Below are 26,639 nucleotides of genomic sequence, written 5' to 3'. Positions count from 1 at the left end.
TTGTCTATTATACCACAACTACAAGAAGTAATCCCAAATCGCGTGAAAAATATGCAGCATCGACAAAAATGATCCACGTGGAACAAATAAAATCGGCACGATCACAACACAAAAGAACCGGTCCCTTCGCGAGGAAAGGCCCGATTCTTTTGCAAAAAGCGAATTAGTATTGAAGTCCCGAATAAAGCGGGAACTGTGCCGTCAAGTCTTTAACCATCCCGCGCACCTTGTCATGAACCGCCGCGTCGGACGGATTTTTCAGGGTAAGAGAGATGATCTTCGCGATCGTTTTCATCGCTTCTTCGTTCATACCGCGGGACGTTGCCGCCGGTGTGCCCAGACGGATGCCGCTCGTCACGAACGGGCTGGTCGGATCGTACGGGATCGCGTTTTTGTTTACGGTAACGCCGACTTCATCAAGCAGATGCTCGGCTTCTTTCCCCGTAATGTTCAAGCTGCGCAGGTCGATGAGCATCAAGTGGTTGTCCGTACCGCCGGACACGATGTTGATGCCTTCGGCCGACAAAGCTTCGGCCAACGCTTTGGCATTGTTGATGACGTTTTGCGCGTACGTCTTGAACTCCGGCTGGAGCGCTTCGCCGAACGCTACGGCTTTCGCTGCGATGATGTGCATCAGCGGACCGCCTTGCGTGCCCGGGAAGACCGCTTTATCGATTGCCGCCGCCCAAGGCTTGCGGCACAAAATCAAGCCGCCGCGCGGACCGCGAAGCGTTTTGTGCGTCGTCGTCGTGACGAAGTGCGCATGCGGCACCGGGTTCGGATGCAGACCGGCTGCAACAAGACCCGCGATATGCGCCATGTCCACCATAAAGAGCGCGCCGACGTCTTCGGCGATTTTGCCGAGCGCTTCAAAGTCGATCGTACGCGAGTACGCGCTTGCGCCGGCTACGATCAGGCGAGGTCTATGCTTGAACGCCGCTTTGCGGACGTCGTCGTAATCGATGCGGGCATCCTTCTCGGAAACGCCGTACTCGACGAAATTGTACAGAATGCCGGATGCGTTCACCGGGCTGCCGTGCGTCAAGTGACCGCCATGGGACAAGTTCATGCCGAGAATCGTATCGCCAGGCTTCACTGCTGCAAGATAGACGGCCATGTTCGCCTGTGCACCGGAGTGCGGCTGTACGTTCGCATGCTCGGCGCCGAACAATTCTTTCGCGCGGTCGCGGGCGATATCTTCCACAATGTCGACGTATTCGCAGCCGCCATAGTAGCGCTTGTGCGGATAGCCTTCGGCGTATTTGTTGGTCAGCACCGTACCCATCGCTTCAAGCACGGCTTGGCTGACAAAGTTTTCGGAAGCGATCAGCTCGATTTTGTCGCGTTGACGGCCGAGCTCCAGGTTCATGGCCTCAACAATTTTCGGATCTTGTTTGCGCAAATGTTCCATAATGAATAAGTCCTCCTCATAGTTAAAATGATTTATGGTTATTGTGACTGTTCATCGCAGCTTTCTTCTCCGCGAGGCGGCTCTGCCGTGTAGACGGCGCGGACTCCACCGATTAGCTTCGGACGGGTAACCGCCATCAGCACGGGCGCCTCGCCGATCTGCCGGATCGACGGCCGGACCGGTACGGCTACGCGCTTCAAGTGCATCCCGATCAACGTGCCCCCGATATCGATGCCGGCATGTGCCGTCACGGTCTCTACGACGACGGCGTCGGTCAGCTTCCTGTAGGCATAGGAGGCCATAGAGCCGCCAGCTTTCGGTACCGGGATGACGCTTACCTGCTCCAAGCCGTACCGCCGCATCGCTTCCCGCTCCATGACGAGCGCCCGATTCAAATGCTCGCAGCATTGATATACCGGGAAGAAGCCGGCTTCCGACCTTACCGCTTCCACCGCTTCGTAGATCTCCTTGGCGACCGCTTCGCTGCCCCCGGTGCCGATATGGCGGCCGAGCACTTCGCTCGTGCTCGTCCCAATCACGATGAGCTGGCCCGGCTCGATTTTCCCGGCCTGAATCAGCTCCCGGACGATCGTTTCGACTTGCGTACGGACGGCTGCCACAGGTGAACCCGCGGCCCGCTCGTTTTCCACATTAGGCTGTTCGGTCATCGATCTCACCCTCTTTTCCTGCCATGCGGCAAATTTAAGGATGTACGGCGAACTTGTCTTCGAGCGCTTTGACCTTGTTCACCCGATTCCGGTGGCGTTCGCCTTCCGAAAACTCGGTTTCGAGCCAAATCTTGACGATTTCCTGCGCAACCCCCGGGCCGATGACCCGCTCGCCCAACGCGAGCACGTTCGAATCGTTATGCTCCCGCGTCGCTTTGGCGGAAAATAAATCGTGCACGAGCGCGCAGCGGATACCCGGCACTTTGTTGGCCGCGATGGTCATGCCGATGCCCGTCCCGCAGATCAGAATGCCTTTGTCCGCATCACCCGCCGCCACTTTCTCGCACACAGCCAGCGCATAATCCGGATAATCGACGGAATCGGAGCAGCTGCAGCCGTAATCCTGAACCTCGTGTCCCAACGATTCGATAAGAGGCTTCAGCTCGTCCTTCAGCCGGTACCCCGCATGATCCGCACCCATTGCAATTTTCATTTTCGTGAATTCGCCTCCTCGCTAATGTCGATTTCATTATAACCCAAAACTGCGACAAAAACGAAAAAAGAGCATGACGCATGCGTGTCCGCTTGCGATGCTCTTTGCCCAGGCGACCGGCCGTATGTCCCGATGCTCCACTGTGGTTGCCCCCACTCGTCGCCAGTTACATCGGGATTCCTTCATGTATACGTCCATCATATCCGATTCTGCGCCCGGTGTAAAGCCTAGCTTGCCACTTGCGCGGTAACACAAAAGCTTCAACGGGCTTCTTTCAGCTTGGCTGCGAGCTTGATCAGACAGGCGTGAATTTCGACTGCACAGCTCTCATACTGCTGCAGCGAACCGCCGAACGGATCGGCGATGTCCGGAGTGGGCAGTTCCTGCTGTAACGTTACAATACGGGACCGCTCTTCGTCCGTCACCGGCTTCGCCAAGGCTTGTTTCAGCTGGATATCGGTCATCAGCCTTTCGACCTCAGCGATTTTCGCCGCAGCTGCCGAATCGGCTTCCACGTATTCCTTCAAGGTATGAATCTTGTCCACGGCGCCCGGAAACCGTTGAATCGTATATCTTTTGTGCGCGGAAGTCATCGTCAGGATCAAATCCGCCCACTCGACCGTCGATTGCGAAAGAGCTGCAGAACGCTGGGGCCCTGTGCCGCCGCTTGATTTCAACACCGTCGCTGCGTGCTCGGAGATCGGAGTCCCGTCTTGGGCGGCTACCCCGGCGGACCTTACCTCAATCCCCGCCAGCCCCTCGTCCGCCAGTATTTTTCGCATCAATCCTTCCGCCATCGGACTGCGGCACGTATTGCCGGTACAAACGAACAAGATCCGGTTCATCGCATTCTCCCCTCTTTCATCTTTAAATTGGTTCTCCCCTATATATTACCTCAAAACCATCGGATTTACCTCAAAACCGCCCAAGGGCGGTGCGGATCGGTCACAACAAAAATCGGATGCCGAATGCAAGCAGGATGACGCCGCCCAGCGCTTCGCCATACTCTCCCACCCATTCGCCGACCCTTCGGCCAAGCGTCAGTCCGACAACCGACATGAGCCCGCCTGCCGTGCCGAACATGAGAACGGTCATGATGACATCCCCGGCGAACATCCCAAGCGAAACGCCGACCGAAAACGAATCGATACTGACGCTAAGCGAAAACAGCATGAGCCCCCAAAAAGATCGGTGATCGTACGTCGGAGACTCTTCCGCGCGCAAGGAGCTGTAAACCATGTGCGCTCCGAGCAGCAGCAGAAGGACGCCTCCGCAGATCGTGGCGACTTTGCCGATCAGCGCGCTGATATAGCCGCCCATCCACATTCCCGCGAGCGGCATCAAGATGTGGAACAGGGCGGTTACGACGCTGATTTTGGCAATATCAAGCTTGCGGATGCCCCGCATGCCGATCCCGAGCCCCAGTGATAACGCATCCAAACCGAGGGCCAGCGCCATTAGCCCGATGGAAATGAATTGTCCCCACAGCAGCGGCGATGCCAGATCCATGCTTCCCCTACCCCCTGTCCTCTTCTTAACCAACATATGCGGACAAGAGGGCAAACATGAATTCCATAATATGCCACGCCGTAAAAGAGATTGAATGAATCCCACGGCAGGTCACACGGGCTGAAGAGTCACAAGCTAAAATAGCTACACCGTTAAAATGCGGCCACCGGCAGCTTTGCGCAGCCGGTTCATGATCGCAGCCCCGAGGCCTTCTTCGGGGCAAGCTTCGGCCACGATGAAGCCGACCCCGGCTTCATCGAATTCGCGCAGTGCCGCGTATAGCCCATGGGCGACCGTCTCCAGGGCGTCCAAGCGGCCGCACGGCACGACATGGTCCGCGCGGAAGCGATCTGCGTGCTCCGCGTAGGTTAATACGCCGGTGCGCTCGCCCCGCGCCCGGGCTTCATCCAGCTCGCGCTGCATGCAGGCATGCACCAGCTCGTCCGATGCGCCCTGCACAAGCACCATCGTCCCCCGTGGAGCGTAGTGCGCATATTTCATGCCCGGTGCGCGCGGAGCGTCGGGCTCGCGGTGCTCCGCCTGCGGCTCGATCACGGGAATGCCCGGCAGCGCTTCGCGAAGCTGCCCTGCCGTAACCCCGCCGGGCCGCAAAATATAAAGTGCATCGCCCGCAAATTCCACCACGGTTGACTCCAGACCGACCCCGGCCTCTCCCCCGTCGACGATCCCCGCTATGCGGCCCGCAAGATCGCCCAGCACGTGCGAGGCGCTCGTCGGGCTCGGACGGCCGGAGCGGTTCGCGCTGGGAGCGGCGACCGGACAGCCGGAGGCCGCAATCAGCGCGAGCGCGACAGGATGGCCCGGCATGCGCAGCCCGACCGTGGAAAGTCCCGCCGTAACGAGTGGGGAAAGCGCGCCTGGCTTAACCGGCAGTACGACGGTCAGCGGCCCTGGCCAGAAGGCGTCCAGTAAACGCAAAACGGCCTCCTCCGGCGGAGCGACGAGCTCCTCCAGCTGAGACCTGTCCGCGATATGAACGATCAGCGGGTTATCCGACGGTCTTCCCTTGGCTGCGAAAATGTCCGCAACGGCCTCCGTGTTCCGCGCGTCCGCCCCGAGGCCGTACACTGTCTCAGTCGGAAACGCCACCGTTCGTCCGTTCCGCAGCAGCGCAGCCGCTTCGAGTAATGCTTCCCGGGAAGGGGCTTCCGCGCTCACTTTCCACACCTTAGTTTCCGTCGTCATGTTCGTTATCTTCCTTTCCTGACAGACCGGCCCGGACAGGCCGCCGCATCAGGCAAACCACGAGCCGACTTTGTTCATGAGATCCCATAAGAAGAAGCGTACTTCCGGCTGCGGGGCATCCGGAGCTTCCGGTTGAGCTTTCGAAGGAACGGATGCTTTGCCGCTATCCGCCACTTTTCCGTTCCGGACCTTTACGTCGCCTTCGGCGCTTCCCTTTTTACTCTCTGACTTGCTTTTCTTTCCGGTTTCGGTAGCGCCCTGTTTCGAAGCCGAGGCATGTTCGCTTTGCGCCGACCCGCCATTTTCAACAGACTCTTCCACAGAGGCGGCATACGCCGTGTTGTTCTTTTTCACGACACCCGTGTCCGCAAAGCATAAAGGCGGGAACAGCACGCACCACCAATTCTGCCCTTCGGCGGCGCCGATAGCGATGCGCAGCGCTTCGTAATCTCCTGCGGGATACACTTCGTTGTTATATACTTTGGCCGGGAACGGGACCATCCCCAGTTCCACGCGATACGTATAGTCAAAGCCGTTCTTGCGCAGCGTTTCGCCGACGAGCTTATCGAGCTCGGGCAGATGGTTGCGCAAGGTTTGGCGGGCCGCTTCGATGCCTTGAGGCTCGGTCGCCCAGCTTTTCATCTGCTCCATGACGGCGTCGCGCACTTCGCGCTTTACCCATTGATCGGCCGGAGCGTCGGAGTTGGCCAGAATGCGCAGACGGATCGCTTCCTTCGGAATCGAGCTTCCTGTTTCCATTTCGCGTTCCGCCGTAGCCAGCATCGCATTGGAACGGTTCGTTTCCCAGCAGGCCAGCATCACCATAAGAGCAAATGCCAAGTACGCATATCGTTTCCACGCAAACCGTTTGACCATCTCCGAACCGCCCCTCTCGAACTCTAGCATTTCTAGTTGTCAGTATGCTCGGGTTTGAGAGAGTTTATACTCGGGCAGAAAAATAAGTTCCGTATGTTCCGCATAAATCGTGGTTCGAGGGCCTTGTCCAGCCAGCCATCAGGCATGATTCTTGCTGCGATAAGCGATCACATGCCGGTCGATCCCGGCCAAATCCGGTACGATCCGCACCTCGTCCCAATTGGCCGCCCGCTCCAGCAAACGACGTACCTCGTCCGCCTGCCCTTGGCCGACCTCGAAGCCGACCAGCGCGGGCATCGCCGGAAGCTCGCCCAGCTGCGCCGTCAGGCGGCGGTACGGCTCCAGCCCGTCCGCTCCGCCGTATAGCGCCGTCCGCGGCTCGAACAGCCGCACCTCCGGCTGCAGCCCCGCCTCATCCGCCTCCGGAATGTACGGCGGATTGGACACCACCAGATCGAGCCGCTCGCCGCGCTCGATCCACGGGCCGAGCAGGTCCCCTTCCACGAAGGCGACCCGCTCGGCCACCCCGTTGCGCTCGGCGTTCGCTCGCGCCACCGCCAGCGCGTCCGGCGCGATGTCCGACGCCGTCACGCGCCACGCAGGGCACTGCACCGCGAGGCTCACCGCGATCGCGCCGCTGCCCGTGCCGACGTCTGCGACCGTCGGCGAAGCCACACCCGCGGCGCCCGGCCCGTGCGAGGCCCCGCCGAAGAGCTGCCGCCCGAGCAGGACCACCTGCTCGACCAGCAGTTCCGTCTCCGGCCGCGGGATGAGCACCGCCGGCGTCACCGTAAAGGGGAGCCCGTAGAACTCCTGCTCCCCAATGATGTACTGCACCGGCTCGCCGCTCGCCTTGCGCTCGAGCAGCCGCTGCCAGTCCGCCTCCCGCTCCCGCGGGAACGGCTCTGGCCAGCGCAGCAGAAGCCCGCTGCGGCTCTCGCCCAGCAGGTGCTCCAGCAGCCGGCCGGCGTTGGCCTCCGGCTCCCGCACCCTGCGCTGCTGCAAAAAAGAAGAAGCCTCGGCATAGGCTTCACGTATCGTTATCCGCTGCTCGTCACGCACCGGCGTATTCTCCTTTTTCCATCTGCTCGGTTTGCGAGGCGATCGTCAGCGCTGAAATGATCTCTTCCATATCGCCGTTCAGCACGGCGTCAAGCCGGTGCAGTGTCAAGCCGATGCGGTGATCGGTCACCCGGCTTTGCGGGAAGTTGTACGTGCGGATCCGCTCCGAGCGGTCGCCCGTGCCGACCTTGCTCTTCCGTTCGGCACCGTACTTTTCCATTTCTTCCTGCTGCATCTTGTCGTAAATCCGTGCGCGCAGTACCTGCAGCGCCTTCTCTTTGTTCGAGTTTTGCGACTTGCCGTCCTGACAGGTCGCCACGATCCCGGTAGGGATGTGCGTCACCCGAACGGCCGATTTCGTCGTATTGACGGACTGTCCGCCCGCGCCGCTCGAACAGAACGTGTCGACGCGAATGTCCGAATCGTTGATCTCGATGTCAAAGTCTTCCATCTCCGGCATAACCGCTACGGTCGACGTCGACGTATGGATGCGCCCGCCCGACTCCGTCGTCGGAATGCGCTGCACGCGGTGCGCCCCGCTCTCGAACTTCAGCTTGCTGTAAGCGCCCTTGCCGTTCACCAGGAAGATGATCTCTTTGAAGCCGCCGAGATCATTCATGTTGACGTCCATGACTTCCGTCCGCCAGCCTTGCGCATCGGCAAACTTGGAATACATCCGGTAAAGGTCAGCCGCAAACAGGGCCGCCTCGTCCCCGCCGGCCGCGCCGCGGATCTCCACGATGACGTTCTTGTCGTCGTTCGGATCCTTCGGCATCATGAGAACCTTAATGCGTTCCTCAAGCTCCGTTTTGCGCTCCGACAGCTCGTCGAGCTCCATTTTTACGAGTTCCTTCATTTCATCGTCAAGCTTTTCGTTCTGCATTGCCCGCGCCGCTTCGTATTGTTCGGAGACGCTTTTATACTCCATATAGGCGTCGTACGTCTCCTGCAGGTCGGATTGCTCCTTGGAATATTCCCGCAGCTTCTTCGCGTCTCCCGCAACATCCGGGTCGCACAGCAGCTCACTCAATTTTTCATAACGGTCGGCCAATGCTTGAAGCCGGTCCAGCATCGTCATTCACCCTTTCTTTTATTCCGTTTGTCGTAAGTTTGTCCGTTCTGGTTCCTTTGCAGCTCCCGTGGAGCCCACAGCCGTCTCCCGACTGTTGCTCTTCCCTCCGTTTCACCGCGAATCGCGGCCGAAGCAAGAGACGGTCCCCCAAGTCCCTCAGCCCAGCCTCGCTATACGTTGAAACGGAAGTGCATGACGTCGCCGTCCTGAACGACATATTCCTTGCCTTCCAGACGCAGCTGTCCTTTTTCCTTCGCCGCATTCATCGAGCCGGAACCGATCAAATCTTCATAGCCGACGACTTCCGCCCGAATAAAGCCGCGCTCGAAGTCCGTATGAATCACCGCCGCCGCTTGCGGGGCTTTCGTGCCCATGCGGATCGTCCATGCGCGCACTTCCTGTACGCCGGCCGTAAAATACGTATACAACCCAAGCAGCTTGTAAGCCGCTTTAATCAGCCGGTTTAAGCCGGATTCCTGCAGCCCCAGCTCCTCAAGGAACATCGCCTTGTCTTCGCCTTCCAGCTCTGCGATCTCCGATTCGACCTTCGCGCTGATCGGCACGACTTCCGCGCCTTCCTGCGCCGCGTATTCGCGTACCTTCTGCACGTACGGATTGCCTTCGGCGTCGGCCACTTCCGATTCGCTAACATTGGCCGCGTACAGCACCGGCTTCATCGTCAGCAGGTGCAGATCGCGGATCAGCAGCTTCTCTTCCTCGCTGAGCTCCACGCTGCGCGCCGGTTTATCGTTGTAGAGCGCTTCTTTGATCCGTTCGAGCGTTTCGACTTCTTGCGCGTACTTTTTGTCGCCGCCCTTCATGTTTTTGCGGGAACGGTCAATGCGCTTATCGACGGAATCGACGTCCGCCAAAATCAGCTCGAGGTTAATCGTCTCGATGTCGCTGATCGGATCGACTGTACCGGAAACGTGCGTGATGTTTTCGTCCTGGAAGCAGCGCACGACGTGCACAATCGCATCCACCTCGCGGATGTGCGCCAAAAATTTATTGCCCAGTCCTTCGCCTTTGCTGGCGCCTTTAACCAGGCCCGCAATGTCGACGAATTCGAATGCCGTCGGCACGATGCGGTTCGGATTCACAATCTCGGCCAACCGGTCAAGACGCTCGTCCGGCACCTCGACGACACCGACGTTCGGATCTATAGTACAAAACGGGTAGTTCGCCGACTCCGCACCGGCTTGCGTAATCGCGTTAAACAACGTAGATTTGCCAACGTTCGGCAGTCCGACGATCCCTGCTTTCAATGCCATGAAAAGGACAACTCCTTCAGTGTATTTCTAAGCAAATTCCTAACTTCAAATTATACTACAAAACCGGCCTTTGTGTCACCTCATGCCCGCACAGCAAAAAATACCGGCTTCGCGTTCCGCAAGGCCGGCTCTATTCGTTCCGTTCTCGTTTGCAGCCTACTCTTCCGGCTGACCTGAAGCCTTTCTGAGCTCGTTCGCCAGCCGGTGGAATTCCGCCTGGCCTTCCGCATCGTCAATCGCCAAATACGACGCAGACAAAAAACGGATCAGGTTATTCGCATCCTCCACGCTAAGAAGCGCATCCGGCGGGTCCGGCGTTACGCTGGAAGCATACTCGTCCGCCACGTCCTGCAGAAAATCACCAAACGTCTTGCCGAGCAGTCGCAGCGGCTCCATAGGGTCCGTGCGCCGTGCCGGATCGAGCATGTAATGGCCGGCAATGTCCGTCCCCGGATTCAAGCCGTACCGGTAGCAGGCATACGCCAGTACCCACACGTACCGTTTATACGCTTCCGCCAGATTGATGCTTCCGCCGTAACAAAGCTCGACCGCACCGGCCGCATCGTTGGCATCCACACCGTAACGGGCGTTGTCCGTGGTTACGTTATATACAACGTGATACGCCTTCTCCGGAGCCCCCGTCAAAAAAGGGATGCACTCGATAATCTCCCGGTCGTCGACAAACAAATGCGCCGAAGCCGACATGTCGTTTCGGGTCCGTTCGTAATACGCTACGTTGGATGCAGCCGTCGCACCGGGATTGCCCGTATCGTGCGCCACCATGAAGCGGCACGGGTCCAGAGCAAGAACCGGGCGGCGTTGGCTCGGCCCCGACAAATACCGGGGAACGATCTCGTATTTCATCGTAAACGCCATGCTGTTCACCACCTCGAAGCTTTTATCTTTAAGATATGCTCCAAGTTACCAACCAGTCCGGCGCGTTTGCCGATGAAGCTGCGCCTTTTTTACTCTTCCCGTTTCTGCGCAAAATGCGTCTCCACCTGTTTTTTCAGGATGAATGCGCGCAGTGAATTGGCCTTATCCGCCGCCATTTCGGCGAAATGGGCCCCATAATAACAGCCGAACTCCACCGGCTCCGTCCGTATAATTTCCGCACGGCAGTGCATAGAGAAGCCAAGGTCGAGATGCAGCTGCACCAGCGCGTCCCGGTCAAGCTCGACGGGCTCTTCTACGATAAAACCTATCCCGCTGAGGCTGATGTTTTTAACAGTAAGTGGAATCTGCCCCTCCGGCACCTGCCAGGAACCGTCCTCGTTGCGGTACGATACGAGAGCGCCCTTTTGACTCACCTGAACCCGGGGATGCTCGCGCTTTTCCGCGAACCGGTTCTGATGCTGGGGCGGAATAAGGACCATAACCACGCCCTGATCCTTCGCAACGACCGTCGACTCGAACGGGTAAAAGCCGCCCGGCGAATAAATCGTCAGCTTGACCGCATCGCCCAATTCGAACGCTTTGTACTCCGACATTTCGATTTCGAGAATGTCCCCTTCGACGTACGTCAATGTCCCGGTGGACACAAATTTCTCTTTCTCCACTACAATTCGGCTGTTCAGCATAACCGTGCCGGAGCCGCGATGTCTTTCTTTGAAATTGTTAAGATTGCGGGAAACAGCCGGTGTGTTCATCCGCTACGTCACCATCCTTGATTTTTAAGTGATGTCCTTGGCGCAAAAAAAGGCCGCCTCCCCCGTAACAGAAGAAACAGCCGGTGAATTCCGCATCTTTTCGGCGGCCAGGCTGTCGTAGTCCGTCTGCGGACCTTAGACCCTAAGCTTTGCGTCGCTGCCTTTCGGCAGGTTTGCCATGAACGAATGGTTGCAATACTTTATTATCATTATCGTATATGTAAAAACAATCAATTATAGGACAATTTACCTAATCGATACTATATTTAGTATATCGTTCACCTCATCATCATTCAACGGCATAGCCATAAATTCATTTTTTCTTAATAATTCACAATGGGGATAACTTTGCTATTCACATCTTCGACAACCTGTGGATAACCGCAAAATTCGTTTTATTCCTTGCTATTTCGACTCGAATTATCTACAATGAATTGAAAATAGTGCTTTTTATCCACAATCTTATCCACAGCGTGTTAACAACGAATACTTGTTCGAGAACGCACTGTGCATGCACATACGATAATCGAGGTGTCCAGCTTGTCCGCAGCATTATGGGAAGAACATTTGCCTTTTATGAAAGCCGCGATCGAAGAAGCGCAGAAAGCGGAAGCGATACGCGAAGTCCCGATCGGGGCGGTCGTCGTGCTCGGCGACGAGATCATCGGCCGCGGCCACAATGTCCGTGAAACGACGCGGGACCCGCTGGCGCATGCCGAGCTGATCGCGATTAAGCAGGCGAGCGAGCATCTGGATGCTTGGCGTCTGCTGAACTGCCGGCTCTATGTTACGTTAGAGCCATGTCCGATGTGCGCGGGTGCGATTGTGCAAGCCCGAATCAGCCAAGTTGTCTTCGGTACGCCGGACCCCAAGGCCGGCTGCGCAGGCACGCTGATGAACTTGCTGCAGGAAGACCGGTTCAATCATCGGGTCGACGTGATCGGCGGAGTGATGCAGCAGGAATGCGGAACGATGCTGACGCAGTTTTTCCGCAAGCTGCGGGGAAAAGAGTAAACGCCGGCTTCTCTATCAAGCTGCCACAATTTGTGGCGGCAAAAAAAGAGGCCGTCCTCTTTACATTTTCTTGGGACAATGATAGAATAAAAAAGCTTCGTGCTTAGGCACACCGACGAGACGTGGCTCAGCTTGGTAGAGCGCTTGGTTCGGGACCAAGAGGTCGCAGGTTCAAATCCTGTCGTCTCGATACTTTTAAGACAAGAATTGCGGTCATGAGACCGCAATTTTTTTTATTTTCTTTTACGGAAAATATGCGCTGTGTCGTTTTTATGAAAAGTCGTTCCAAGATACGCCGCAAACCGTTCAAGACAATCGAGTATGCTCTCTTTCATCAGACTCGTTACGGAAATGGAATCTTCCCACCACCAATTTTTTATGGCAAGCGGAGCGCCGTTTTTATGCTGTTGAGGTTCGAATCGGGCTACGATTCGATCACCATAAAGGACTGGCAGCACATAGTATCCGAATTTCCGCTCCGCGGCCGGCTTATAAACTTCCCACCGGTATTCAAAATCAAATAACGCTTGGATCAGATTGCGATCCCATAACATATTATCCAGAGGAGCAAGAATACTGGAACGTTCTTTCGCCGGATTTTCCGATAAAGCTTTGTTCAGAAGCTCCAAGTCCGTACTTCGGATATATAGGGGACGCTCCAGATCTTCCACATGGATTTCAACGATTCTGTTCCCGCTCGACAATCTTTTAAAAGCTTCATTTCGCTGCGGGCTCTTCATGCCGCTAATACCAAGCCAGCCGTCGCTGGGTCGGTTCCACAGCATGCCTATACTGCCGATGCGACGAAGCACGTTCCAATCATAGTATTGCTCGTCAGATTGGAACGGTTCCTGTGCGCAATATAGTTCTTCTGCAATATGTCTCTCCGCCAAATCATAATATTTGCGGGTGTTGACCTTATGATGAATCACGAGAAGTCCCGCATAATTCATCCCTTCCAGCGCGGCCCGGGCTAGTCTGGTCGGTCCCCATCCCCAGTCAATTTTTTCATCAAGATTAAGATCTCCGGAGCAGAGCGCGCCCCGGTTCTTGATTTCTTCGTATATTTTATCCACCGTGCTTTGACGGGCAGCGCACCAAGCTCGATATTTATTTCGAAATTTCGTGAAATAAGGCCAATCCTCTACGGGGAAGATGGCCATATTTTTATCCCAGTAATCAATCAACTGACGTTCGTTATATAACAGGTCCCGAAGCATGCTGCGATTGAAATCCTTGATTCGGCTCTGAAGCACAAGCTCCGGATTCATCCCGACCACATTGAGAGGGTCGAACTGGATGCACCCCACACGGCGGATATAAGAAACGACTCCCTCCGGACCGGCAAATTGAAAATCGCCGTGCAGTCCGTGGTAATATAATAAAAACCTTCTGGCTTGCGACTTGGTTAGCAGAATAGGGGTCAATCGTTTCACCTCGAATGACAAATAACGAACTTATGTTCCTGTATTATATTCCACTTTGTTCCAAACTGGCAAGCCATTTTTTCAGATTGAACAAAAAAGAGCTTTGGCCCGGCATCCCGTCCGGCTTCAAAGCTCTTTCATCCTACTCTTTAATTCTTCCCATTCGCCCGATTATAATCCGCCAACGCCTTGTTGATTCGGGTAACCATGGCGGTGATGGCCTTGTCGATGTCCTTCTTGTCGGTGACGTAGCCCAAAATTTCTTCTTTCATCGCGGTGCTGATTTCGCTCGACACCGCATTCATCGGCTCTTGCGTATCCGGCGAAGAGGCGTGCAGCTGGTTGATCGCCGTCTTAAACAGCGGATTTTTGTCCAGATGCGCTTTCATATCCGGCAGATCGTACGTCTTCAAATTGACAGGAAAATAGCCTGTCCCGGAATGCCATACGAACTGGGTTTCCGCAGACGTACTGTATTTCATATACTCTCTGGCCGCATCAATCTTGGCCTTGTCTCCGCGATCCATCGTGTATAATGCGGAGCCTCCGACAGCAACGCCGCCCTTGTCGCCCGCATCCACTTTCGGAAGGAACGCCGTTCCTACTTCGAACTTCCCGCCGACGGCGTTCAGCACGCCTTTGAGCCCGGCCGTCGAATTCACGAACATGGCAAGCTTGCCCGCGGCGAATTCTTCGTTCTGATTCGTGTCCGTTCCCGTCTGGATTCCGCCGTAAGCAACTGCTTTTTTCCATTCCGTCATAAATTTCTTCATCGTCCCGTTCGAGTCGAACTCCACGGCGGTCATCGTATTGGCGCGGCCGTTTTTGTTATTCCCGATATACCCTCCCTGCATGCCGATCCAGCTGGACAGATGATACAAGTCCGGCGTTCCGGAAAAGCCCCACTGGCTGGCTTGCGTACCGTTCTTCTTCGTCAGCTTGGCGGCAACCTGCCCCAGCTCGTCGATCGTCGCCGGCGGCTGCTCGGGATTCAAGCCCGCTTCCTTAAACAAATTTTTGTTATAGTACAGCAGAATGGTAGAGTTGGCAAACGGCACGCCGATGAGCTTGCCATTGTAGCTGAAGGAGGCCACGACATTCGGCTCCAGATCCGCTATGCGAAAAGAAGCATCTTGGTCGGCCAACGTCTGCGCCGGAACCACGTAAGGGATATCCTTCATATAAGCCGTTTCCGAAGCGGGAGACTGTACGATATCCGGCAAATTTTTAACATCCTTGGCCTGCACCGCGGCTCTTACTTTTTTCATTAAATCGCCGTAGCTGCCTTGAAAGACAGGCGTAATGACGATGCCTTTCTCCTTGCCGACAGTCTCGTTAAAGGTCTGCGCCACTTTTTTGACGACCTCTTCGTTGGCGCCGCCCATCGCGTGCCAGAAGGTCAGGTTCACCGGCCCTGTACTCGTCGTCGACGGAGCAGCGCTGCTGTCGGGTGTAGCCTTCGCACTCGGATTCGCACCCCCTCCGCATGCGGTCAATACGTTAAGAGCTGTCAATACGCTGACTAGGGTGATCATAGGCTTTTTCATTTAATTATCCTCCTTGGGTAGTGGCTAGATTGCGAATCCCTATCCTTTTAAGCCGCCTGACGTTACGCCGAAGACGAGCTGCTTTTGGAAGAAGACGAAGACTAGCACGGACGGAATGAGGATCACGGTTACACCGGCCATAATCGGTCCGTACACCATCCCTTCCGGGAATTGCAGCATCGTAATGCCGACCTGCACGGTTCTCATCTGCTCCGAGTTCGTCACCAGCAGCGGCCACAGGTATGTATTCCAAAGGCCGATAAACGATGTAATCGTGATCGAAGATAAGATAGGCACGGACATCGGCAGCAAAATTTGCGCAAAAAACCGCATATCGCCGCAGCCGTCCACAAACGCCGCATCTCTGTAATCCCTCGGCACAGTCATGAAGTGCTGCCGCAGCATAAACATGAACACCGCTGCCACCAGCATGACGATCATGATACCGCCGTACGTATTAATCAGCCCCATCTGGGCGACCGTAATATAGTTGGTAATGATGAGCATGTCCCCCGGAATCATCATCGTCCCGAGGATCAGCAGAAACCACCCTTTCTTCCACCGGAACTCCATAAACGCGAAGGCGTACGCCGCCAAGCTGCTCGTGATCAACCGCCCGATCGTGCCAACAACCGCAATCAGGAACGAGTTCCACATAAACGTGAAAATCGGCGTTGAGGAAAATACCGTTTTGTAATTATCCAAAAATAACGTGCTGGGAAACAGCCTGGGCGGATAGGAGCCGAGATCGGAAGGACTCATCAAGCTGACTCCGATGCAATAGATGAGCGGGAAAATGACGATCAGGCCCGCCAGCATGGAGATCACGACCACTCCCCAGTCGTACAGCCGCTTCGCTGCCATCATGTGTAATGCACCCCTTTCTTCTCGTACGCGAAGGTGATCAGCGTAAAGATCATGACGATGAAGAAAATGATGACCGCAATGGCGCTTCCGTAGCCGTACTTGCCCTTCTCGAAAGCTTCCGTGTACATCCAGTACACCATCGTCTCCGTGGCGCCCAGCGGCCCGCCCTTGGTCAGAATCGATACGGGACCGAACACCAGCAAGGAGCCGATCAAGTCGGTGCACAGCAGAAAAAACAACGTCGGCGAGATCAGCGGCAGCTTGATTCGAATCAGCTTCTGCATGTAGCTGCTTCCTTCCATCTCGGCCGATTCCAGCAGCTCCTGCGGGACGTTCCTGAGGGCAGCCAGCAAAAACAGGAAGCTGAACCCGATGCTCATCCACACCGAGATGATCGCAATGCCCGTTAGCGCATATTTTTCATCACCGAACCAGTTCAAGCCCAGCCCGGTAATATAGTTGAACATCCCGATTGTCGGATTCATGAGCAGTTGGAAGATCATGACCGCAGACGACATGGAGACGGCCATCGGCAAGGCGAACATCACTTGGTAGATTCGGCTGCCTTTCCTGGCCTTCTCCGCCAGCAGCGCCAAGGTCAGCGTGATCAACAGCGTAGCCGGCACCGTCAGAATGGTGAATTGCAGCGTATTCAACAATGCCCGGAGCAGCCGCTCATCCTGGAAAGCTTCGACGAAGTTTTCCAGCCCCACAAACTCCACCGGATTGCCGAGCATGTCCACCAGCGTAAAGCCCAAAACCATCGTTTTGACAAAAGGGTAGTAGTTGAAGAGAAGCACCAATACGATGCAGGGCAAAATAAACAAATAGGGCTTCAGTATCCGACCGATTTTGCTGCTGGCCTGCTTGCGGGCGGCTTCTTTAAACGTCGGCTTCGAAGCGTAAGAAGCGTTCGGATTCATCATGATTTCCCCCCTCCCAGGCCGCCGTCCGACAGCACTTCTCCGATGGGCTCCCTCCATAATTCATGCGTCCCCATCGACACGGCTACCGCCCCGCTTTGCAGCGCCTCCTTGATTTGCTCCCGGGTTTGGATCAAACCGCCCGCAATAATCGGGATATTCGTCTCCTGCCGGTACACGCGAATGTATTCCGGCAGCAGCGCAGGCATGATCTCAATCGCATTCGGCTGAGTTTCCTGCACCGATTTGAGGCCCGATTTGACCGAATCGCTGTCGAATAAAAATATCCGCTGAATCGTAAGCAGGCCTTCCTTCTTCGCGAGCTTGATCAGCTGATTCCTCGTCGTGACAATGCCGTCAGGCTTGACGCAGGTGGCCAGAAAAGCCATCCCTTCGCTATCCTGACTTAGTCCTCCGAGCCGTTCAACGTGAAGAAATACGGGAATCCTGTTCTTTTTGTACAAGTCTACAAAGCTTTTAATATTGCCGATGTTGCCGATCGAAAGCACCACCGCGCCGACCTGAGCCTTCGCAGCCTTCTCCAGCGTCTTGTGCTCCTTAACCGATGCAATCAACCGGCTTTGACGCAGCCTTTCCAAAAAACCCAGATCCTGCATACCCTTCAGCCCGCCTTTCTGACACAAAAAAACCTTAAATAGACTTTTTCAACCCTGCAGCTTCGGGAAAAAATCTAATTAAGGTTTCTCCATGTGACTCCAACCTATCGGATTTATTTACTTGTTCGGTTACAGCATACCCCTCGTATGTTAGAGCAAGTTTAACCCGGTCTAAAGATATTGTTAACGCAGACGTCGGCGGCAAGAGAAAATCGCTATACTCGTACTTTCCGTACCGTTTCATGTATAATAAAAATCGAAGCTACATGATTATGGAAAAGGAGAGTCGAAATGGAAGTTGTCGTTACAAAAGCAGCGGCGGAGCAAAAATCCGTCTTGCGAAATTTGCTGGAGCTGTACAAATACGATTTTACCGAATTCGATCCGGAAGACGTGAACGAGCACGGCTTATTCGAATATCCGTTCCTGGATCACTACTGGACAGAGGAAGGAAGACACGCTTTCCTCGTTCATGTGGACGGAAAGCTGGCCGGATTTGCCTTGATTCGGGAAATAGGGTCGGATGAACCGGTGTATTCGGTCGCCGAATTTTTCGTCATGAAAAAATACCGCCGGCATGGGGTCGGACGGAAGCTGGCTTTTGATCTGTTTAACCGGTTTCCGGGTCAATGGGAAGTGGCGCAAATGGAGGAGAACGAGCCGGCCCAGACGTTCTGGAGACGAATCGTTGACGAGTATACGAAGGACAGCTATCAGGAGATGACGAGAGACGATTGGGAAGGGCCCATTCAAACCTTTCGGTCGCTGCCGTAAAAAACAGCGGCCCTCTCCTTATCAGCTTTCGGAGAGATAGCCGCTGACTCCAATGCTCATGGACCGTGAATACATGGTCCTTTTTTTTTGGATAGTCGGAACGGAAGCCCCTCTACGGTCTCATGAGCGGCCCCCTCTGCCCTTTTTATTTCCGAGCAGAAGCCGGATGCCCCCGCCAATCAGCAGCACCGAGATGACGAACGTCTGGAAATACTGGTCGAACCATAGCATGACCTGCCGCTGCATTTTTTCGGAAAGCCAAATATCCAGTGCACTCAGCAGCACGCGATCGAGCAAATAGTACACTCCGAGCGCAAGCAATCCGTAACCGAGCCACCGCTGATGGTGCAGCAGCCAGCCGACGACCGGTACATCCCTTAATTCCTCACGGCCGACCTTGGACACCATCTGCAGTGCGTCGAAGAAGCTGAAGAACCACAAGATCGGAATCAGGAACATGAACAGCGACAGCCGCATCACATCCATGATATAGATACAGAACAGAAAGGCCGCCATGAGCTGCAGGCCGCGCTTTTGCAGGCCCAGATACATATGCCCCGCCCCGGGGAAAATCGAAAGCAGCGTAGCGAGCGTTTTATTCTTCTTTCCCGACCCCCGGCTCTCTTGAAATTCTTCAAAGATCGTCCGGTCCGTCAGGACCTCTCCGCGCTCCTTCCGTCCACACTGCTGTACGCAGTCGAACATGCAGTACAGCCAAATGACCGGCAGTGCGCCGAGGAATACCAGGAATACGTCGCGATGCGTAATCACGCTGAGGAAGAAGATCATCACCGTCAGTCCGAAGAACAAGACCATAAAGCCGAGCCCGCGCTGCATAAGCCCGAGGTGGAGATGGCCGAGCCCCGGAATAAAAGAAAGCGCAATGGTGCGAAAACGGTCGTTCAGCGGAGCCCCGGCATCATACGCCCAAGACCGGTAGCTTCCATCTGCAGGTTCATAGGGCTGGTCTTGTGCGATGTGGGATTGCCGGTGAGCTGGCGGACGTCCACCCCGGGTGAGCAGAAAGAACACCATATCGAGAACGTTTATGACGGCAATTGCAAGGGCAATTAACAAAATGAAGAATGCGTCGCGCCCTCCGTATTGCGTACCGAGAATGAAGGTCAGCAGCAGCAAGCCAAAAAATGCAAACCCGTATACCAACCCCCGGAATACGCGTCCCATATACAAATGGCCTAGTCCGGGAATGAACGACAGCAGGAACGCCGCCACCGGACTTTTATATGTGTTCATCGGGTACCTCCTCTTTCATGTTTCGGTTGGATGGAATCGAGCAAGCCGATTGTTTTCTCCAGCAAGACTTCGGAGAACGGAACGTAGGCTTCCGTCCGATCGGAAGCGGAATAGGATATGTGGCCGGGCTCCGGACGGCCCATGAGCGAGTGGAACACGCCGGTGCTCATTAAGAGCAGCGTGATGGCCGCAGCAACAGCATAATGGAAGAAGGGACTCTGCGTCCAGGGAATACGCCGTTTGCGTTCTGCCGGTGGATTCGCCGGATTATCTTTGGCCTCGGGAGCCGGCAGCTGCTCTTCCGCCCAACGCTGCATGACCGCAGCCGTAAAAGCGTCCGTATCCGGTAGTGCCGGCAGGCTGTCGGCCATTTGCCCTATACACTCCATGTACAGCTCCAGGCAGGCGTCGCAGCCGTCCAGATGCGCCTCACAGCGCTCCCTCTCCTCCGGCGGCAACTCTTCGTTCACATACTGCATCCAGATGTTTAGCGGCCTGTGTCGATTCATTCCCACTCCTCCTCCTTCCAAACCTTCCGCATATATTGCTTTGCCCGGTACAGCTTCGATTCTACCGTTTTGATCGCGACCTGCTGCTCTTCGGCGATCTGTTGATAGCTTTTTTCCTCGATATAAAAGGCGACCACGACATCCCGGTAATTTTCCGGCAGACGATCCAGACGTTCACGAACATAGGTGCTTCTCTCGCGTCGGATGACCTGCGTCTCTACGGGGTTGCTCTGGGTCGGTTCGGGAGGCGTGCGTCCCTCCCAGTCATCCGTTAACTCTTCTTTCTTGCGATCCTGCGACCGTTTGAAATCGATCGCTTTATTGACGGCGATTCGCGTGAGCCAGGTTTTAAAGCCTTGATACCGGTACTGGGGGAGAGACGCATATATTTTCAGCAGCGCTTCCTGCGTGACGTCTTCTGCATCTTTTGTCGAACGCAATACCCCGTAAACCGCTTGAAACAAATAATTTCCATATTTGTCCACAAGTTCACGGAACGCATCCGCATCGCCCGATATGATGCGCGCAATCCATGCTTCTTCTGTAATCGTTCTCCCCCTCCCTTCTCTGCGAATAGACGAACCGGGGCTAATCAAACCCTGCATTATTTTTTTGAAACTTAAAAAAATATCTTTTTATTGTAACGGTCACCCCTAACAAGAACAATGGAAAACAAAACAAGAGCCGGACAACGCCCGGCTCCTGTAACGAATGCTATAAATTCATAAAATGCGGCATACAGCTGCTGCGGTTCGAGACGTTTCTCGGCTCCCTTCGTACTAATTGCCTTGAGATGATTGCTGGGGGATCGGGGTATCCAGCGAACCTCCCCCTACCGGACGGTAAGCGATATTTTGCAGCGCCTGCTCGCCCAAGCGCTCTTTTAATTGCTGCTTGTATAGGCTGAGCGGCGTCACGTGGCGCCCATGCAACTCCCAGTAAGCATCCTTGCGCGGCCTTGTATCGTAATCCGTATCCGGTAAAAATCCGGGAACCTTCTCTCCGACGTGACCGATCGCATAGTTTTGGGCCGTCGGCGGCTGCTGGCTTGTCAGCTTGCCTTCGGTATTCCATGTCACGTAATTTGCTCCCGCCCAGCCGTGGCCGCTTCCCAGCCAAGCCCGGTCCCGGATCGCGATCGGAGATTTGATATTATCGAACAACCCGCCAACCGACCAGCGGTGATGAGGTTCGCTTGTATTGTAGTCGATCCGGCTCTCGCCTTCGAGAAATACGTTAGGCCCCTGCACACGGCTGTCCACCACATAACCGTGCCTTGCCGTCTCCGCATACGTACGCTGCACTAAATTTTGCTGCCCTTGAATGTAGTAGGCATAACGTCGGCCGCCTGTAATTATGCTGACCATATCGAACACTTTGGAGTCCTGTACGGTTACCCATTTCGCATGGCGGCCCATTTGCACCAAGGCATAGGCCAAGTGATATCCGGTCACATCCCGGACCCAGGCATTTTTCACGCTGTTCATCATGACAAAGCGCTCGGTATGCTTCTCATCGGCATAATACGGATCGGTCTTGCCGTTATCCATGGTCGTATCGATGACGGACGGGTCAAAAGCCGAATCCACCCGCATCTTCTCTACGCCGATTTTTTCGATCCGCTCGTCGTCATTGTATTTATAGAGCTGTCCGCCGCCCCAACGAAGCTCGATGCTGTTCGCCAGCGCCGCGTCCACCGTAATCTCATTGCCGTTAATACCGGTAATGACCCGGTCAAAATCAAGGTTAAATGGCCCCCATTGACTCACGGTGCCTCCCGGCCGTTTATAAATATAATCCATGCCGATTTCGGTAATAAAACGGGCATTGCCGATGCGACGCACGATGACTTTATCGCCTACTTTGTAGGCGCTGGCATCTTTCACGTGAAACGTTTTCGCCCCCGAAGGGACATACAGGTCCGTAACGTCCGTCATGGAAGCGTTGTCGATAACCGGCCCTTTGAAGGAGCCGATTTCGATCAGATTGCGCGGTTTGTTCCCCGAGCCGAACAGGAGCGTCCCTCCCTCGTCCTGCCCTTCCCCACGCAGCACGACGCCGCTCGTCCGCACGTACAGCGTGCCTTCGATCTCGTAGCGTCCCTTTTTCAGCAGGACCGCTCCACGGAAGCCGTCGGGCCCGACCGGCATTTGGGACACCTGATTGATCGCTTGTTGAATTCGCGCCGTAGCGTCGCCTTCTCCCGGTTCGACGGCTACCCGGGCCTGCACATCCGGTAGTTGGACCCCGCCGCCCATATACCCGGCGTTCGAGAAATCGATCACCCGGTTGCCTTTATAGTCCGGGACATACACAAGCTTCCCGTCAGGTCCCGTATATGCAATGCTGCTCTGCCCGTCCGGAATCGCAGCCGAATCCATCACCGTAAAATAGAACACGTCATAGGCCGGAGGCAGACCTTCTCTTTGCAGCGTCAGCCGGATTTCGTAGCTCCCGGATTGATTAGCTTTGAACGGAAGCGTAACGTTCTTCGTTTCCGACTTGTTCACAGCTACTTTCGGAATAACTGCAACAGGCTGACCGTTCCGGACCACTCTCCCGCTCACGTCCAGCTTCACATTTGCCTGCACCGATACGGCCGGAAAATCGTCACCGGGCTGAAGTACCGCCGGCTGGCCGATCTCCGTCTTCATACGGGGGTGAACAAGCGAAGTATTCGCAATCAAGGCTTCCGCCAAAAACTCGTTCGGATCTTTGACCAAGATCCAAATATCCGGAGTAGTCAGCGTCAGGTCCTTGGTGACCTTCACTTCCGTATACACCGTGCTCGCTCCGGCCTGAAGCGCCGTAACGGTTCCGTTCTGCTCCACCGTGATGAACTTTGTATTCGTTTTTAACGTTTTATTGTACTTGGACAAGTCGACGATCTCGCCGTTCTTTCGCTTTCCTTTCAGGCTCAGCGATAACGTTCTCGACTCGCCCTTCTTCATCTCAATCGCTTCGTTTACGGCATAAGGCTGCCCGTCCTCCTTAACGAAATAAACGCTTGCCAAATCGGACGGAATGACCGGTTCTTCCGGATTCGGTCCCGGGCCGTCCCCAGTCTCCCGATAAACGCCCCATTCGAACAAATTGACATTGCTGTTCTTGCTAAGCGTAATATCCAGCTTCACGTACCGCGCAGAGGTATCCTTAAACCGGATTTTATCCTGTACGGTCAAATCGCTTTTCTTGGACGCAACCTCTTCCCAAGTCGTACCGTCCGACGACACAAGTGCGCTTACAGCCGACACCATGTCCACACTCCGAAACGATACTGTAAATGTATTGAACGTTTCCGCCTTGCCCAAATCCGCCGAGATCCACACATTCATATCCTCCCGATCTTTCGCCAGGGGCTGCCAGAACGTCGAGGCATCGCCGTCGACCGCGGCTGCCCCCGGTCCGGTGGAGCTTGCTTGCGAGCTTGTTTGGACCGGCTTATTCCGTACCAGATTGACAGGCTGCTCTGACGCCTCCGTTTTCATAGCCGGCATTCCAAGCGTTACGGCCAGGATAAAAGAAAGGGGGAAACCTATCCACTTGCGCCAAGCCATAATGCATACCTCCGATTCATTGAATTTTAGAAAACGCTTGCAAGAAGAACATACCAAACTTTTCCTTGTGCAGAACATGTGCTAATTTATGCTCCACCTGTATATTTTTTCGTTTCGTTCTGCAGCTCGTTAACGGTGATCGACTTTATTCCCTTTGCGCGGTATGGTATAATGAATATTGCTTGAATTGAGTCCCCGTAGCTCAACAGGATAGAGCAGTCCTCTCCTAAAGGACCGATAGAGGTTCGAGTCCTCTCGGGGACGTATTACTTATGTAAGATCCGACGACAGCAAAAGCAGAGGCTCTGAAGAGACCTCTTTTTTTTTTATGCCTGCGCAGGCGTGCATTAAAAAATGTTCCTCATGCCATACTAGCGTTGAGGTGACGCCGATGGTTAGCAGGAACGATTCGGATGAAGAGATTTACATTTTCAACAACGAAGCGATTAACGATGTCAAGCCGGACGCCACCGGCGAACTGGGCTCTTCGAAACGGACCGATGTCTCGGAAACGCCAAAAAACCAACCGAACGAGCAAGCTTGATAACGGCCAAGAGCCTACAGTACGAATTCGTTTCGTGCCGCAGGCTCTTCTTCTTTATTCGGTTAAAATGAGCGGACCGTCGCGGGTAATGGCAACCGTATGCTCGAATTGCGCCGACAGGCTCCCGTCGTACGTTCTGGCAGTCCAGCCGTCGAAGTCGATAAACATCTCATGCTTTCCCGCGTTGATCATTGGTTCGATCGTAATAACCATGCCTTCCTCCAGCAGAAATCCGCGCCCTGGCTTGCCGACATGCGCAAAGGAAGGCTCTTCGTGCATTTCACGGCCGATACCGTGTCCGACTAAATCGCGAACGATGGAAAAGCCCGCCTGCTGAGCGTGCTGCTGCACTACATGCATGACGTCTCCGATTCGATTGCCGACAATGGCTTTAGGGATGGATAGATCCAGACACTCCTTCGTGACACGAACCAACCGCTCCGCTTCCTCCGATATTTTTCCGACGGCATACGTACGGCAAGAGTCGGCCATCCACCCATCGTAGCTGCAGACAATATCCATCTTTAAAATATCTCCCTCCTGCAGAGGCTCTTCGCTGGGAAAACCGTGGGCAATAACATCGTTCACGGAAGCGCAGGTGGCGAACGGATATCCTTTGTAGCCCTTGGTCACTTGTTTTGCACCATGCTCATTTATGAACCGTTCGGCAAAATCATTGATTTCAAGCGTCGTAAGTCCGGGACGAACCATCTTGGCGATTTCTTGATGGCATTTGGCTAAAACGGCTCCAGCTTTGGCCATTAAAGCAATTTCTTGCGGCGTTTTCAAATGAATCATCAGACCACTCCCCCCCTCCGACGATCATTGATTGCGTGCAACGTGGAGGAATCCCGATGCACGGCAGGCAACAGTCGGTTTCAAACTATTTTACGACGATTCCCCGTGTCCTGCCACTCAAGTTGAGATAAGCTCTTTTCGATTACAAATCCACGCAAGGACTTGTGCATTATGACGCAAAAGGTGATTAATATCACGCAAAAAATGCATTCTCTTTTGGTGCACTCTATGGTAAAATAAGGTTTCAATCACAAAATCGAGGTGGACATGATGCCGGCAAACAGCTGCTATTACATCATTTATGATGAATACTCCATTTCCATTTGTACCATGTTGGACGATGTATGTGATGCGATAGCAGGCGGGTCTTCGTTATACGGATATGCAGATAACGAAGAGATGGCTCACTTGTTATTGAACGAATGCTTTCTTAGGGTGGAGAGAGAAAAAAACAATCTATAACCACGTAATATAAAAACGACAGCCTCTTACAAAAAGTAAGAGGCTTATTTGTTCTACCCTTCGCCATTATTTTGGCGGCTGTGGTTTTGATTTTTTACTTTTTTCGAACCGGACAAGGGGACGTTCGGCTGACGGCTCTCTTCCCGGTTGTGCCGGCCGCTAGGAGGGTTGACAGGCTGCGGAATATCTTTAGGCATCGTGAGACCTTCTCCCTTCAGTCGATATCGGACATCGGCTCATGAGGCGGTTTATCGTGGTTCAAGGCATCCTGGTGCCGATGATCGTTTGTTTGCTGCTGCACTTGTTGAGCCTGATGGCTGGTCACCGTCTTTTTGTCCAAATCTTTCACGACATTTTGCAAATTTTTATCGACGCTGCTTTTATTTTGAGTCATGATGCGACCTACCTCCGTTTAGCTGTGCGTAAAAGCATGAAGCTGCTGGGCACATTCGTGGATATGCCTCACATAATCGTCGACAAGCGTTTGAATGACGTCGGTCCGCTCGTCGACAGCCGTCCCTTCCCTCTCGACATCGACCAACTCCACCTGCACTTCCCGCGAATCGACATACGTACATTTAAAATCGAAGCTGTAATTGCTCCGTCCGGCTGTCGCAATATGAATCCGGATAACGTTTGGTTCCGCTTCATCTGCCTTCACTTCCGCACGGTCCGAGGCGTTCAGGACGGTCGGCAGCGTTCTCGCCCAAGCTTCCGCCAAACGTTGGTTGTCCACTTGCAAGCTGTCCTTTTTACTCATCAGCCACACCTCCATGGTTGTTAACATGCGAAGTGCGCGGCCTTCTTATACCAAGGACGTAGCAGCAAAAAAAGCCATCAAAAAAACGACCCCTCATTTGGGGTCGTATACTTGTATGTATGGCGGAGAGGGTGGGATGCGTCCACTTCGTGGCCGACTGCGATGCATTCCTACCGAAGCTTACGCTCCGACGAACCTCCGGTTCTCATCCCACCTGCTTGCTCCCCATACAAAAAACGACCCCTTATTTGGGATCGTGTACTTGTATGTATGGCGGAGAGGGTGGGATGCATCCACTTCGTGGCCGACTGCGATGCATTCCTACCGAAGCTTACGCTCCGACGAACCTCCGGTTCTCATCCCACCTGC

The 26,639-nt window shown here is 54.6% G+C and carries 28 protein-coding genes, 2 tRNA genes and 2 riboswitches; of the genes, 5 read left to right on the top strand and 25 right to left on the bottom strand.

Annotated elements, in window-relative coordinates; all coding sequences use genetic code 11:
* Positions 1–163 precede the first annotated feature (163 nt).
* From glyA to KQX66_RS17800, 12 genes are all read right to left on the bottom strand, one after another.
* On the bottom strand, positions 164–1,411 hold the full coding sequence (gene glyA, locus KQX66_RS17855) for a serine hydroxymethyltransferase (protein WP_216794152.1): 1,248 nt from the start codon (positions 1,409–1,411) through the stop codon (positions 164–166).
* Between the two features lie 38 nt (positions 1,412–1,449).
* Positions 1,450–2,079 carry a TIGR01440 family protein gene (locus KQX66_RS17850; RefSeq protein ID WP_216794151.1) on the bottom strand — a complete coding sequence of 210 codons (630 nt, stop codon included), beginning with the start codon at positions 2,077–2,079 and terminating at the stop codon, positions 1,450–1,452.
* Between the two features lie 34 nt (positions 2,080–2,113).
* Positions 2,114–2,572 carry a ribose 5-phosphate isomerase B gene (gene rpiB, locus KQX66_RS17845; protein ID WP_216794150.1) on the bottom strand — a complete coding sequence of 153 codons (459 nt, stop codon included), beginning with the start codon at positions 2,570–2,572 and terminating at the stop codon, positions 2,114–2,116.
* A gap of 99 nt (positions 2,573–2,671) precedes the next feature.
* A riboswitch (ZMP/ZTP riboswitch) is annotated at positions 2,672–2,752 on the bottom strand.
* An 80-nt stretch (positions 2,753–2,832) separates the two neighbouring features.
* Positions 2,833–3,417 carry a low molecular weight protein arginine phosphatase gene (locus KQX66_RS17840; protein ID WP_216794149.1) on the bottom strand — a complete coding sequence of 195 codons (585 nt, stop codon included), beginning with the start codon at positions 3,415–3,417 and terminating at the stop codon, positions 2,833–2,835.
* 100 nt (positions 3,418–3,517) lie between these two features.
* The gene (locus KQX66_RS17835; protein ID WP_216794148.1) at positions 3,518–4,081 is read right to left on the bottom strand and encodes a manganese efflux pump MntP; all 564 of its coding nucleotides are present in this window, start codon (positions 4,079–4,081) and stop codon (positions 3,518–3,520) included.
* A gap of 144 nt (positions 4,082–4,225) precedes the next feature.
* Positions 4,226–5,287, bottom strand: a complete 1,062-nt coding sequence (locus KQX66_RS17830; protein WP_216794147.1) for an L-threonylcarbamoyladenylate synthase — start codon at positions 5,285–5,287, stop codon at positions 4,226–4,228.
* A gap of 48 nt (positions 5,288–5,335) precedes the next feature.
* On the bottom strand, positions 5,336–6,163 hold the full coding sequence (gene spoIIR / locus KQX66_RS17825; RefSeq protein WP_216794146.1) for a stage II sporulation protein R: 828 nt from the start codon (positions 6,161–6,163) through the stop codon (positions 5,336–5,338).
* Positions 6,164–6,301: 138 nt separating this feature from the next.
* Entirely contained in the window at positions 6,302–7,225 is a 924-nt protein-coding gene (gene prmC, locus KQX66_RS17820; RefSeq protein ID WP_216794145.1) for a peptide chain release factor N(5)-glutamine methyltransferase, read from the bottom strand.
* Positions 7,218–8,297 carry a peptide chain release factor 1 gene (gene prfA, locus KQX66_RS17815; RefSeq protein WP_216794144.1) on the bottom strand — a complete coding sequence of 360 codons (1,080 nt, stop codon included), beginning with the start codon at positions 8,295–8,297 and terminating at the stop codon, positions 7,218–7,220. The genes prmC and prfA overlap by 8 nt, the downstream gene beginning before the upstream one ends.
* A gap of 170 nt (positions 8,298–8,467) precedes the next feature.
* Complete coding sequence (gene ychF, locus KQX66_RS17810) at positions 8,468–9,568, bottom strand: redox-regulated ATPase YchF (protein WP_216794143.1); 1,101 nt, start codon at positions 9,566–9,568, stop codon at positions 8,468–8,470.
* 156 nt (positions 9,569–9,724) lie between these two features.
* Positions 9,725–10,444: a peptidoglycan recognition protein family protein gene (locus KQX66_RS17805; protein WP_216794142.1), complete on the bottom strand. Its 720-nt coding sequence runs from the start codon at positions 10,442–10,444 to the stop codon at positions 9,725–9,727.
* 89 nt (positions 10,445–10,533) lie between these two features.
* Positions 10,534–11,217, bottom strand: a complete 684-nt coding sequence (locus KQX66_RS17800; RefSeq protein WP_216794141.1) for a PilZ domain-containing protein — start codon at positions 11,215–11,217, stop codon at positions 10,534–10,536.
* Between the two features lie 99 nt (positions 11,218–11,316).
* Positions 11,317–11,405: riboswitch (cyclic di-GMP riboswitch) on the bottom strand.
* 352 nt (positions 11,406–11,757) lie between these two features.
* Here KQX66_RS17800 and tadA point away from each other — a divergent pair.
* Positions 11,758–12,231 carry a tRNA adenosine(34) deaminase TadA gene (gene tadA / locus KQX66_RS17795; RefSeq protein ID WP_284439822.1) on the top strand — a complete coding sequence of 158 codons (474 nt, stop codon included), beginning with the start codon at positions 11,758–11,760 and terminating at the stop codon, positions 12,229–12,231.
* A 116-nt stretch (positions 12,232–12,347) separates the two neighbouring features.
* A tRNA-Pro gene (locus KQX66_RS17790) sits at positions 12,348–12,421 on the top strand.
* Positions 12,422–12,464: 43 nt separating this feature from the next.
* On the opposite strand, the gene KQX66_RS17785 is transcribed toward KQX66_RS17790, so the two are convergent.
* The 5 genes from KQX66_RS17785 to KQX66_RS17765 all read right to left on the bottom strand — a co-directional run bounded on the left by KQX66_RS17785 (position 12,465) and on the right by KQX66_RS17765 (position 17,612).
* Positions 12,465–13,667 carry a winged helix-turn-helix domain-containing protein gene (locus tag KQX66_RS17785; RefSeq protein WP_308647248.1) on the bottom strand — a complete coding sequence of 401 codons (1,203 nt, stop codon included), beginning with the start codon at positions 13,665–13,667 and terminating at the stop codon, positions 12,465–12,467.
* 140 nt (positions 13,668–13,807) lie between these two features.
* The gene (locus KQX66_RS17780) at positions 13,808–15,205 is read right to left on the bottom strand and encodes an ABC transporter substrate-binding protein (RefSeq protein WP_216794139.1); all 1,398 of its coding nucleotides are present in this window, start codon (positions 15,203–15,205) and stop codon (positions 13,808–13,810) included.
* A gap of 39 nt (positions 15,206–15,244) precedes the next feature.
* Positions 15,245–16,072 (bottom strand): carbohydrate ABC transporter permease, encoded by an 828-nt coding sequence (locus tag KQX66_RS17775; protein WP_216794138.1) that lies wholly within the window; start codon positions 16,070–16,072, stop codon positions 15,245–15,247.
* Positions 16,069–16,998, bottom strand: coding sequence for a carbohydrate ABC transporter permease (locus KQX66_RS17770; protein ID WP_253957237.1), 930 nt, complete (start codon positions 16,996–16,998; stop codon positions 16,069–16,071). Before KQX66_RS17770 ends, KQX66_RS17775 begins: the two co-directional genes overlap by 4 nt.
* On the bottom strand, positions 16,995–17,612 hold the full coding sequence (locus KQX66_RS17765; RefSeq protein WP_216794137.1) for a glycerol-3-phosphate responsive antiterminator: 618 nt from the start codon (positions 17,610–17,612) through the stop codon (positions 16,995–16,997). The genes KQX66_RS17770 and KQX66_RS17765 overlap by 4 nt, the downstream gene beginning before the upstream one ends.
* A gap of 291 nt (positions 17,613–17,903) precedes the next feature.
* On the opposite strand from KQX66_RS17765, the gene KQX66_RS17760 reads away from it, so the two are divergent.
* Positions 17,904–18,386 carry a GNAT family N-acetyltransferase gene (locus tag KQX66_RS17760; RefSeq protein WP_216794136.1) on the top strand — a complete coding sequence of 161 codons (483 nt, stop codon included), beginning with the start codon at positions 17,904–17,906 and terminating at the stop codon, positions 18,384–18,386.
* Positions 18,387–18,506: 120 nt separating this feature from the next.
* On the opposite strand, the gene KQX66_RS17755 is transcribed toward KQX66_RS17760, so the two are convergent.
* The 4 genes from KQX66_RS17755 to KQX66_RS17740 form a co-directional block, all read right to left on the bottom strand.
* Positions 18,507–19,640 carry a hypothetical protein gene (locus KQX66_RS17755; RefSeq protein WP_216794135.1) on the bottom strand — a complete coding sequence of 378 codons (1,134 nt, stop codon included), beginning with the start codon at positions 19,638–19,640 and terminating at the stop codon, positions 18,507–18,509.
* Positions 19,637–20,149, bottom strand: coding sequence for a zf-HC2 domain-containing protein (locus KQX66_RS17750; RefSeq protein ID WP_216794134.1), 513 nt, complete (start codon positions 20,147–20,149; stop codon positions 19,637–19,639). The genes KQX66_RS17755 and KQX66_RS17750 overlap by 4 nt, the downstream gene beginning before the upstream one ends.
* Complete coding sequence (locus KQX66_RS17745; RefSeq protein ID WP_253957236.1) at positions 20,146–20,754, bottom strand: RNA polymerase sigma factor; 609 nt, start codon at positions 20,752–20,754, stop codon at positions 20,146–20,148. Before KQX66_RS17745 ends, KQX66_RS17750 begins: the two co-directional genes overlap by 4 nt.
* Positions 20,755–20,928: 174 nt before the next feature.
* Entirely contained in the window at positions 20,929–23,706 is a 2,778-nt protein-coding gene (locus tag KQX66_RS17740; RefSeq protein ID WP_216794133.1) for a discoidin domain-containing protein, read from the bottom strand.
* 191 nt (positions 23,707–23,897) lie between these two features.
* Between KQX66_RS17740 and KQX66_RS17735 the strand changes: the two genes are divergently transcribed.
* Both KQX66_RS17735 and KQX66_RS17730 read left to right on the top strand, forming a co-directional pair.
* Positions 23,898–23,970: transfer RNA gene (locus tag KQX66_RS17735), tRNA-Arg, on the top strand.
* Between the two features lie 127 nt (positions 23,971–24,097).
* Positions 24,098–24,250, top strand: coding sequence for a hypothetical protein (locus KQX66_RS17730; RefSeq protein WP_216794132.1), 153 nt, complete (start codon positions 24,098–24,100; stop codon positions 24,248–24,250).
* Between the two features lie 54 nt (positions 24,251–24,304).
* On the opposite strand, the gene map is transcribed toward KQX66_RS17730, so the two are convergent.
* From map to KQX66_RS17710, 4 genes are all read right to left on the bottom strand, one after another.
* A complete protein-coding gene (gene map, locus KQX66_RS17725) occupies positions 24,305–25,048 on the bottom strand; it encodes a type I methionyl aminopeptidase (protein ID WP_216794131.1) in 744 nt (247 codons plus the stop codon).
* A 515-nt stretch (positions 25,049–25,563) separates the two neighbouring features.
* Positions 25,564–25,707: a small acid-soluble spore protein P gene (locus KQX66_RS17720; protein ID WP_010500477.1), complete on the bottom strand. Its 144-nt coding sequence runs from the start codon at positions 25,705–25,707 to the stop codon at positions 25,564–25,566.
* A gap of 17 nt (positions 25,708–25,724) precedes the next feature.
* Positions 25,725–25,904 (bottom strand): hypothetical protein, encoded by a 180-nt coding sequence (locus KQX66_RS17715; RefSeq protein ID WP_216794130.1) that lies wholly within the window; start codon positions 25,902–25,904, stop codon positions 25,725–25,727.
* A gap of 18 nt (positions 25,905–25,922) precedes the next feature.
* Positions 25,923–26,270: a hypothetical protein gene (locus tag KQX66_RS17710; protein ID WP_216794129.1), complete on the bottom strand. Its 348-nt coding sequence runs from the start codon at positions 26,268–26,270 to the stop codon at positions 25,923–25,925.
* Positions 26,271–26,639: the final 369 nt, after the last annotated feature.

This window comes from Paenibacillus oleatilyticus, assembly GCF_018998565.1.
GTDB classification, from domain to species: domain Bacteria; phylum Bacillota; class Bacilli; order Paenibacillales; family NBRC-103111; genus Paenibacillus_G; species Paenibacillus_G oleatilyticus.
The sequence above is the reverse complement of the archived record's forward strand: the minus strand, read 5'-3'. Positions and strand labels throughout refer to the sequence as shown.